This window comes from Microbacterium sp. ZOR0019, assembly GCF_000800925.1.
Taxonomy (GTDB): Bacteria; Actinomycetota; Actinomycetes; order Actinomycetales; family Microbacteriaceae; genus Microbacterium; species Microbacterium aurugineum.
In genome coordinates this window covers 39017-49380 of sequence record NZ_JRKC01000048.1, presented here as the reverse complement: position 1 = coordinate 49380, position 10364 = coordinate 39017, and the positions used below count along the sequence as shown (strand labels likewise).

Sequence of the window (10364 nt, the reverse complement as noted above, 5' to 3'; positions counted from 1 at the left end):
GCCGCAGCGCCCGACGCATCCGGCCCGACCGGAGCATCCGGCTCGGGCGCCCCGCCGGCATCCGACCCGCCCGCCTTGCGCGCCGCCCGCCGCTCCTTGGCACCCTCGACGAGGTTGTAGAGCGTCGGCAGCACGATCAGTGTCAGCACGGTCGAGGACAGGAGCCCGCCGATCACGACGATCGCCAGCGGCTGGGAGATGAACCCGCCGTGCCCGGTGATGCCTAGCGCCATCGGGGTGAGGGCGAGGATCGTCGCGAGCGCGGTCATGAGGATCGGACGCAGACGCTTCTCCCCACCGGCCTTGACCGCCTCGACGGTCGACAGTCCCTTCTCCCGGTACTGGTTCACCAGGTCGACGAGCACGATCGCATTCGTCACCACGATGCCGATCAGCATCAGCACACCGATCAGCGAGGCGACACCGAGCGGCACTCCCGTGACGATCTGCAGCAGGATCGCGCCGGTCGCCGCGAACGGCACCGAGACGAGCAGCAGCAGCGGCTGGCGCAGCGACTTGAAGGTCGCGACCATCACCACGTAGACGATCAGGATCGCCGCGAGCATCGCGAGGCCCAGCTGCGAGAACGAGTCCGCCTGCTGCGACGCCACGCCACCGACCTCGGCGGAGGCACCGTCGGGCAGGTCGACCGCGGCGAGCGCCTCGTTCACCGACTGTGTGGCGGTGGCGAGGTTGTCGGATGCCGGCGGCACTGTGATCGTCGAGGTGCGACGCCCCTGCTCGGTCGTGATCGACGTCGGGCCGTTGCGCTGCTCGACGGTCGCGATGTCCTGCAGCTGCACCACGCCGAACGGCGTCGGGATCGCCAGCTCCTTGAGCGCCTCGACCGTGGTCGGCGGCTCGGGGGTGACGATGTAGACGGTCAGCGCGGTGTCGTCGATCTCGACGGAACCGGCCTGCTGCGGACGCATGGTGTTCGACACGATCGAGCCGACCGCGACCTCGGAGAGCCCGCGCTGGGCGGCCGCTTCGCGATCGACCACGACGGCGATGTACGGCAGCGAGGCGGCGAGGTTGTCGGTGACCTGACCGACTCCGTCCCGGCCGTCGAGCTCGTCCACGAGTGCCGTGGTCGCGGTCTGCAGGTCATCGGAGTTCGGTGCGCTGACCGTGATCTCGATGTCGCTCGAGCCGAATCCCGCGGAGGCGGACACGGCCACATCGCCGACCTCGTCACCGAGTCCGTCGATCGCGTCCTGCACATCGGCGCGGAGCTTCTCCTGGTCGGCGTCGGAGTCGGTCAGCACCGAGTACGTGACACCCGCTCCGCCCGAGAAGGCATCGCTGAGCGCCGAGCCGCTGGTGCCGATCGACGCCTGCACGTGCTCGATGCCGTCGATGTCGAGCAGAGCGTCCTCGACCGCGACGGCCGCATCCGACTTCGCCTGCAGGCTCGCCGACGGACCGAGGTCCTGCGTGATGGTCATGGTGTTCTGCCCGGAGTCTCCGAGGAAGTTGACCTTCATCAGCGGTGCCGCGGCGAGCGTGGCGCCGAGCACCACGACAGCCAGGATGACCGTGACACCCGAGTGCTTCAGCGTCCAGGCGAGGATCGGCCGGTACACGCGCTGGAGCTGCGTCGGCGGAGCATCGGGGTGTTCGGGGTCGATCGGCGTTCCATGCTCGTCGAGCAGCGGCTTGCCGGGCTTCAGGAACCAGTAGGCGAGCACCGGCACGATGGTGAGCGCGACCAGGAGCGAGGCGACCATCGCGATCGTCACCGTCATCGCGAACGGTCGGAACAGCTCGCCGACCATGTCGCCGACGAAGACGATCGGCAGGAACACCGCGACGGTCGTGATCGTCGAGGCGGTGATCGCCATCGCGACCTCGCGCACGGCGAGACGGATCGCATCGCCCTTGTCGGCATCCCCGACGTAGTGACGTTTGATGTTCTCGATCACCACGATGGAGTCGTCCACCACTCGACCGATCGCGATCGTGAGCGCGCCGAGCGTCAGCACGTTCAGCGAGTAGCCGAACGCCTGCAACCCGATGAACGTGATGAGCACGCTGGTCGGGATCGATATCGCCGTCACGAGGGTCGAGCGGATCGAGAGCAGGAAGACCAGGATGACGATCACGGCGAAGACGAGGCCGAGCAGACCCTCGGTGGCGAGCGTCTCGATCGACTGGACGATGAACGGCGCCTGGTCGAAGATCACGGTGAACTCGGCATCGGGGAACGCCTTGCCGATCTCGTCGAGGGCCGCGATCACGCCGTTGGACACCTCGACGGTGTTGGCGGCGGGCAGCTTCGTGATCGAGATCGAGAGCGCATCCTTGCCGTCGACCCGCGAGATCGAGGTGACCGGGTCGGATTCCTGCACGACGCTGGCCACCTCGCCGATGGTGAGATCGGTGCCCACCAGCGGCAGCGCCGCGATCTCCTCGACCGAGGTGATCTTGGCCCCGGTCTGCACCGTGAGCGTCTGCCCGTCGGCGGTGATGTCCCCGCCCGGGAACAGGGTTCCGTTCTGCTGCAGCGCCGAGCTGATGGCCTGTGTGCTCTGACCCGCGGCGGCGAGCTTCGCCGTGTCGGGAGTGATGCTGATGCGCTGTCCGACGCCACCGACGATCTCCGCGGCGTTGACCCCGTCGACGTCCTCGAGGTCGGGGATCGCGACGGATTCGAGTTCGGCCTGGGCGTTGTCGGCATCCTCGAATCCGGTGACGGCGACCTGGATCACGGGGAAGTCATCGATCGACACCGACAGCACCTGCGGGCTGACGTCTTCGGGCAGTTGCGAGGAGATCCGGTTGATCGCCTGCTGGATCTTCTGCTCTGCTGTGGCGAGGTTCGTGCCGTAGGCGAACATCGCCTGGACGATCGAGGCGTTCGTGGTGCTGGTCGCGGTGGTCGACTCGAGCCCGGGGACACCCTGGATCGCCGACTCGACCGGCGTCGACACGTCATTCTCGACCACCTCGGGCGAGGCCCCGGGGTAGGTCGTCATGACGACGAGCGCCGGCAGCTCGAGCGAAGGGATGAGCTCCTGCTTGAGGTTCGTGAGCGCGAGCCCGCCGAACACCGCCGCGACGATGGTGATCAGGGCGATGAGCGCACGGTTCTTGAGGCTCAGGATGGCGAGTTTCGACAAGGCGTTTTCCTCGGTGTCAGGGTGTGGCTGTCGTTGCGGTCGGAGTGGAGACGGAATCTCCGAGGATCCGCGCCAGTGCGGTCTCGATGAAGGACTGTGCCAGGCGGTCGTCGCGGATCTGCACGTTCCACATGACGCCGTCGATGAAGATCATCGCGGCACGGGCCCGGTCTTCACCATAGGTCGGTTCGAGGAGTTCCACGAGCCGGTCGGAGAGGTGACGAGCGAGTTCGCGCAGCCGCGGATCGTGCACGGCTGCGGTCACCACCGCGCGGTCGGCCTGGACAGCGTGCGCGTCCTCCATGCTGTCGGCGATCAGGGTGGCGATCGTGTGCGGCGAGACGCCGCGCTCGGCGAGGGTCTGACGGACACCGTCGAGGCGCGCGTCAACCTCTTCGGCGAGCGCGCGGAAGGCCGCGGCACGGAGGTCGTCGAGGGTGTCGAAGTACTGGGTCGTCGCCCCGAGGGGCACGCCGGCGCGGGCGGCCACCATGCGGTGCGTGACGGCCTCTGCGCCCACCTCGACGATCAGTTCCGCCGCGGCGGTCACGATCTCCCGACGGCGCGCTTCCGGGTCACGTCGACGACGCGCACCATGCTTCATCCCGCCCCCTTGGACATCCGTACATGTACTTTTGTACATTTTCCGGATGTGAGGGCGCTGGGAGCGGGCCTCGTGCGGGATCAAAAACGGACCGGGCGTCGCGTGTTCCGGCCCCTTTCTGATCCCGCAAAGAGGGACGCTGCGCTCATACCAGCGCGGCCTCGACCTGACCCCGCTCGAAGTAGGCGACGAGGTCGGGATCCAGCGGCGGGATGTCGATCGCGGAGCCGTCACCCCGCAGCGACGCGGTGGCGAGGATACCGGCCGCCACAGCCTCGCGGGCCGCGACGGGCGACGTCTCGGTGAGTCCGCCATGGCGCACGAACCGCAGGAACTCGGCGACGAGCAGCGCATCGGCGCCGTCGTGCCCCGCGTCCGGGACCTCGGGAACGATGAAGGTCTCGTCGGCGTCGGCCGCGCCCGCATGCCTCCGATTCCACAGCTTGACCTCGCTGCCTGCGACATCGCCGAAGTTCTCGATGCGCCCCTCGGTGCCGATCACGGTGTAGTTGCGCCAGTAGTCCGGCGTGAAGTGGCACTGCTGGTACGACGCGAAGATCCCGCCCTCCAGCTGCATGTTCACCATCGAGATGTCCTCGACGTCGACCACCGGGTGCAGGCCGGTGAGCGCGGTCGGCGGCCAGTTGTCCATGCTGAACCAGTCCGGCATCCGCTCCCCCGTCCGGTCTCGCCGGTCGGCGATGTCGCCGTACACGCTCAGCGCCCCCATCGCGGAGACCCTCTCGCTGTACGCGCCGGCGAGCCAATGGATGATGTCGATGTCGTGCGCGCCCTTCTGCAGCAGCAGTCCCGTGGTGCGGCGGCGGTCGGCGTGCCAGTCCTTGAAGTAGAAGTCGCCGCCGTGGCCGACGAAGTGCCGCACCCACACGGCCTTGACCTGTCCGATGCGCCCGGTCTGGATGAGTCCGCGCATGAGGGTGATCACGGGCATGTGCCGCATGTTGTGGCCGATGTAGAGCCCGGTGCCGGTGCGGCGCGCGGTCTCGAGCATCCGGTCGGCGTCGGCGAGGTCGATCGCGAGGGGCTTCTCGCAGAACACCGGCACTCCGGCTTCGAGTGCCCGGATGCTGAGGGCGGCGTGCGTGTCGTCGGGGGTGAGCACCATGACGGCGTCGACGCCCGAGGCCAGGAGCTCATCGAGCGAATCGGTGATGAACGCATCCGGGACGAGGGCGCGGGCGTCCTCGCGAGCGCGGAGAGCGAGGTCGCACACGGCGCTGATGCGCGATCCGTGCCCGGGGCGATGCACCTCTTCCTGGAGGGTCGAGCGCGCGCCGAAGCCGATGATGCCGATCTGGAGATCCACGATGGTCCTTCTGTGTGATGAGTCTGTGCGGGATGCCGAGGTCAACGGGCCCGCGGTGCGGGGGCGTCGAGGTCGGTGGATCCGCCGGGGAAGAGCGTCCATGCGAAGTCGTGCAGGCGCCCGGGGGTGGGTTCGGTCTCGAGGGCGCGGTCGACGATGATGCGCGCTTGCCTCTCGTAGAAGTCGGTCGGGCCGACGGTCGTCAGGGTGGGCGCGATCAGGCGGGCGTCCGGGGTGTTGCCGACGCCCACCACCGCGACGTCGTGCGGCACCCGCAGACCGAGCATGTGCGCGGCGTTGATCGTGGCGATCGCGGCGAAGTCGGTCGTCGCGTACACCGCCCGCGGCCGGTTCTCGCCCGACAGCAACTCGACCGCCGCCGTGAACGCGCTCGCCTGGGTGTCGGCGTACGTCACGGTCCAGTTCGGCTCCGGCTCGATGCCGGCGGCCGCCAGCTTCTCGACGTAGGGCGTGTAGCGCGTGACCTGCTCGCCGGCGAGGCGCACCGCTCCCTCGGCGGCGATGCATCCGATCGCGGTGTGCCGCTCCAGCAGATGATCCATCGCGACCTCGCATCCCGGGATCGCGTCGGAGCGGATCACGTCGAATCCCTCGGGTTCGAGGTGCTCGGAGAACACCACCAGACGCTGCCCGCGCCGGACGAGGTCGGCGAGGTTCTGCCGCGCCGGCTCGTCGAGTCCGACGCCGTCCAGATAGGCCACGTCGCTCTCGACGCGGTCGAGCGCGGCATGCCAGTCGCCGTCGGCGAGGATCAGCGTGGTGAGTCCGTGCTTGTTCGCCTCGGCGTTCACCGCGTCGGCCACCGCCAGGGACCACGGGTCGCTGAGCATGTGCAACGAGAGCTGCACCATGCCGCTGCGTCCCGTGCGGATCGCCCGCGCCGCGCTGTTCGGCCGGTAGTTGAGCTCGTCGGCCGCGGCCAGCACCCGCGCGGCCGTGGCCTCGGCGACACCGGCCCCCGAGGCCGCCCCCGCCCGTCCGGAGAACACATACGACACGGTCGCCGTCGACACCCCGGCCCGTTCGGCGACCATGCGCAGGGTCGGGCGCCGAGGCACCTGGTGCTCGCTCTTCGCCATGTCTCAGCCCTTCGATCCGCTGAACGCGATGCCCTGGATGAACTGCCGCTGCAGGATCATGAAGGTCACCAGCATTGGGAGCGTCGCCAGCAGCGCACCCGCCATCAGCACCGGGTAGTCCGTGCCGTGGATGCCGACCAGCTGCGAGAGCCCGACCGACAGCGGCATCTTCGCGGGGTCGGTCGTCACGATCAACGGCCAGAGCAGATCGTTCCAGGACCACAGCACGGTGAACACCACAAGTGCGATGATGCCAGGCTTCGCGAGCGGAACCATGATCCGCCAGAAGGTCTGCCACGGATTCGCGCCGTCGATGCGCGCGGCCTCCTCGAGCTCGGCAGGCATCGACATGAAGAACTGCCGCATCAGGAAGGTGCCGAACGCGCTGAAGATGCCGGGCACGATGAGCGCCTGCAGGGTGTTGAGCCACCCCAGCGACTGGACGATCTCGTACTGCGGCAGCAGGTAGAGCTGCGACGGCACCATCAGCACCGAGAGGAACACCACGAACAGGGCGTTGCGGCCGGGGAACGGGATGCGTGCGAACGCGTAGCCCGCCATCGTGCACAGCACCACCTGTCCGACCGTGCGCCCGACCGTGAGGAGCACGGAGTTCAGGAACATCTGGCCGAACGGCATCGAGTCGAAGACCTCGGCGAAGTTCGTGAACACCCACTCACGCGGCAGGAACGACGGCGGCACCTGCACCGAGTCCGACAGCGTCTTGAACGAGGTCAGCAGCTGCCAGACGAACGGGAAGACCATCAGCACGGCGCCGAGGAGGAGCACGAGGTGCACGATCCAGAGGCCACGATTCCTCGGCTTCCCGGCGCGCGTGCCCGAGCGGCCGGCGGGAGCGCCGACCACGGCGCGCGTGTCGAGCGAGACGTCACTCATAGTGCACCCACTTCTTCTGCAGACGGAACTGCACGATCGTGAGGATCAGGATGATCACGAGCAGGAGGAAGGCGACGGCGGCCGCATAGCCGCGGTCGTTGTCGAGGAAGCCCGCTTCGTAGAAGAGATAGACGACGGTGCGGGTGTTCGGCATCGCCGGGTTGCTGCGTCCGAGCATCATGTAGATCAGGTCGAACACCTGCAGCGCCCCGATCACGCTGATCACGCTGACGAAGAAGATCGACGGCGACAGCAGCGGGATCGTGATCGAGAAGAACTTGCGCACAGGACCCGCGCCGTCGAGGTCGGCCGCCTCCATGATCGTGTCGGGGATGCCCTGGAGACCGGCGAGGAAGATCACGATGTTGGTGCCCAGCCCCGCCCAGATCCCGACGACGGCGATCGCGATCAACGCGGTGTTCGGGTCGGTGAGCCAGCTGCGCCCCTCGATGCCGACGGCCCCCAGAGCGGCGTTGAGCACCCCGTAGTCGCCGTTGTAGATCATGCGCCAGACCAGCGCGATGGCGGCCGGCATCGTGACGACGGGGATGAAGTACAGCGTGCGGTAGGCGCTGCGGCCCTTGAGCCCGGCGGTGTTCAGCAGGGCGGCGATCCCGACCGCGAGAGGGATGCCGATGAGCGCGATGACCGTGTAGATCGCGGTGTTGCGGAGGGCCCCGATGAGCTCGGGATCCTGGAACAGACGCGTGTAGTTCTCGATGCCCACCCACTCGGACCCGCCGAACGGGCCGGACTTCGTGAACGATATGATGAGGGTCCGGACGGTCGGCCACAGGTAGAACACGGCGATGCCCAGTGCGGTCGGCCCGAGGAAGACCAGCGCCCACCAGGGCGAAGCTCCGGGACTCCGACGGCGGCGACGGACGCCGGAGCCCTGCGGCTCCGGCATCCGCTCCGCCGTCTCGACCGCGCGCGGCGCGAGGACGGTCATACGATCAGTCCTGCTCGGCGTCCAGTGCCGCCTGCATCTGGGCGGCGAGATCCTGGAGGCCGTCCTTCGGGGGCACCGCACCCGACCACACCTGGGAGAGCACCTCGCTCTCGATGCTCGTCCAGGCGGAGGTGTTCTTGGACACCGGGTACGGGACGGCGTTCTCGAGCGCGTCGATGTAGACCTGCAGGTCGTACTGGGGAAGCGCGTCGACCCACGCCTGCTGCGTGCCGTCGAACGCCGGGATCACTGTCCCGGTCTCGGCCTGGATCTTCGCGGCCTGCTCACCGGAGGCGAACTCGGCGAACATCTTGGCCTCGGCGAGGTGGGCGCTCTTCGCGTTGGCGACGTTTCCGACACCGTGGATCACGCTCTGGTTGCCTTCGGCGCCGGCGGGCAGCGGTGCCACGTCGACGTCACCGCCGATGTCGGCGTTGTCCGCGTAGGCGATGGCCGCCCACGACCCGTTCTGGAACATGGCGACCTTGCCGGAGAGGAAGAAGTCCTCGGGGTTCGTGTCGGTCATCTGCTGTGCCGTGGGCGAAGAGCCGGCGGCGATCAGGTCGGTCCACAGCTCGATGCCGGCGAGCGCTTCGGGCGATCCGTATCCGCTCTTCGTGCCGTCGGCGGAGATGGCCTCTCCACCGGCCTGGGCGATCGAGTTGTAGAAGTTCTCCTGGCCGTACTGGCTCGCCGCGACGCCGAACTGCCCCTTCGCAGGATCGGTGAGCTTCGCGGCGGCCTCGGTGAAGTCATCCCACGTCCACCCCGCCGAGGGGTACTCCACCCCGGCAGCGTCGAACAGCGCCTTGTTGTACCAGAGGGCGACGGTGTCGAAGTCCTTCGGGGCGCCGTAGAGCTTGCCGTCGTAGGTGTACAGGTCGATCAGGCCCTCGGGGTAGTCCGCGGCGTCGATCCCGCCGTCGTCGAGAGGGGCGAGCTGGCCGTTCGAGGCGTAGAGCTGGAAGTTCGGGCCGTTCATCCAGAAGACGTCGGCTGCCGAGCCACCCGTCGCGGCGGTCTGCAGCTTGGTGAAGTACTCCTTGTAGGGGGTGACCTGGATGTCGATCGTGACGTTCGGGTGCTCCTTCGTGAACGCCGCGGCGATGTCCTCCATCGCGGGCTTCTGGTTCTCGTCCCAGATGGCGTAGCTGAGGGTGACGTCGCCGTCGGAGCTCTCCCCCGCGGTCGCGGAGGAGCAGGCGCTGAGGGCGAGGACGGCGGCCGCGGACGCGGCGAGGGCGCCCAGAGCGCGGCGGGTCGTACGGGGCATCGGTGTCTCCTTCGACAGTGCACGAGTGCAGGAACGGGTGTTAATCGTTTAGCGTTAATCGATTAGCAAGGAGAGTACCGCGCCCCTTCCCGCCCCCGCAACCCCCGCTTCGCCCCGTCCCGTCCCGTCCCGTCCCGTCCCGTCCCCGTCTCTCTCGTCCGTCCGTCTCTCCCGTCCGTCTCCGCCGAGACCCCCGTTCACCGCCGACGCCCCCGCTGATTGGTGCGATCCAGAGGGGGCCTCGGCGAGAAGAGGGGGTGTCGACCTTCGCGACGGACTGCACGACCAGGACGGGACCGGGGGGGACGGGACCGCGGGGGACGGGACCGCGGGGGACCGAGACGGTCCGGGGGGTCAGAGGGCGGTGCCGAGGGCCAGGCCGAGGGCGGCGGCGAGGACACCGAGCAGGAGCATCCCGACCGCGTTGAACACCGCGGACCCGCGCTCGCCGTCTCGCCACAGTGCGACCGTGTCGAGCATCGCGGTGCTGAACGTCGTGTATCCGCCCAGCAGTCCGGCGCCGAGCACGAACGCCGCGTCAGGGAGAGCCGCGGTGACCACCCCGAGCGCGAAGGAGCCGGATATGTTCACGAGGAGGGTGCCCCACGGGAAGCGGCGGCCGGCGAGCCGCGCGACACCGAGGTCCACGAGATAGCGCAGCACCGCACCGACTCCGCCGGCGAGCGCGGCACCGAGGAAGAGCAGCGGGGTCACGTGGGTGCTCCGTGGCGGGGTCTGCCGAAGCGCAGACCGAGCGCCGCTCCGGCCAGTCCGAGCACCAGGCTGCCGATGGCGTACGCGGCCGCGAGCACCGGTGCGTCCGCCCACAGCTCCACCGTGCCGGTCATGAACGCGCTGTACGTCGTGAATCCGCCGAGCGCTCCGGTGCCGAGAGCCAGGCGGAGGTCCGTGGAGGAGGGGAGGCGCGCGGCCAGCACTCCGATCAGCACGGCTCCGAGGACGTTGGCGAGCAGCACGGCCACCGGAAAGCCACCCGCGTCGGGCACCACCAGTCCGAGTCCCAGCCTCGCCGCCGTGCCGACCATGCCGCCCACGGCGACGAGCAGGATGCGGCGGAAGGTCATGCTC

The 10364-nt window shown here is 68.7% G+C and carries 9 protein-coding genes; all 9 read right to left on the bottom strand.

Going from position 1 to position 10364, the window contains the following annotated elements:
* Positions 1-3122 (bottom strand): efflux RND transporter permease subunit (locus tag L978_RS10400; protein ID WP_047522983.1); only part of this gene is annotated, 3122 nt, incomplete at its 3' end.
* A gap of 16 nt (positions 3123-3138) precedes the next feature.
* Entirely contained in the window at positions 3139-3726 is a 588-nt protein-coding gene (locus L978_RS10395; RefSeq protein ID WP_047522982.1) for a TetR/AcrR family transcriptional regulator, read from the bottom strand.
* A 145-nt stretch (positions 3727-3871) separates the two neighbouring features.
* Positions 3872-5053 carry a Gfo/Idh/MocA family protein gene (locus L978_RS10390; protein ID WP_197055647.1) on the bottom strand — a complete coding sequence of 394 codons (1182 nt, stop codon included), beginning with the start codon at positions 5051-5053 and terminating at the stop codon, positions 3872-3874.
* Positions 5054-5094: 41 nt separating this feature from the next.
* Entirely contained in the window at positions 5095-6153 is a 1059-nt protein-coding gene (locus tag L978_RS10385; protein ID WP_047522981.1) for a LacI family DNA-binding transcriptional regulator, read from the bottom strand.
* Positions 6154-6156: 3 nt separating this feature from the next.
* Positions 6157-7050: a carbohydrate ABC transporter permease gene (locus L978_RS10380; protein ID WP_047522980.1), complete on the bottom strand. Its 894-nt coding sequence runs from the start codon at positions 7048-7050 to the stop codon at positions 6157-6159.
* Positions 7043-8002: a carbohydrate ABC transporter permease gene (locus tag L978_RS10375; protein ID WP_047522979.1), complete on the bottom strand. Its 960-nt coding sequence runs from the start codon at positions 8000-8002 to the stop codon at positions 7043-7045. The genes L978_RS10380 and L978_RS10375 overlap by 8 nt, the downstream gene beginning before the upstream one ends.
* Positions 8003-8006: 4 nt before the next feature.
* On the bottom strand, positions 8007-9275 hold the full coding sequence (locus L978_RS10370; protein WP_047522978.1) for an ABC transporter substrate-binding protein: 1269 nt from the start codon (positions 9273-9275) through the stop codon (positions 8007-8009).
* A 354-nt stretch (positions 9276-9629) separates the two neighbouring features.
* Positions 9630-9989: a fluoride efflux transporter FluC gene (locus L978_RS10365; RefSeq protein WP_047522977.1), complete on the bottom strand. Its 360-nt coding sequence runs from the start codon at positions 9987-9989 to the stop codon at positions 9630-9632.
* On the bottom strand, positions 9986-10360 hold the full coding sequence (locus tag L978_RS10360; protein WP_047522976.1) for a fluoride efflux transporter FluC: 375 nt from the start codon (positions 10358-10360) through the stop codon (positions 9986-9988). The genes L978_RS10365 and L978_RS10360 overlap by 4 nt, the downstream gene beginning before the upstream one ends.
* Between the last annotated feature and the right edge of the window lie 4 nt (positions 10361-10364).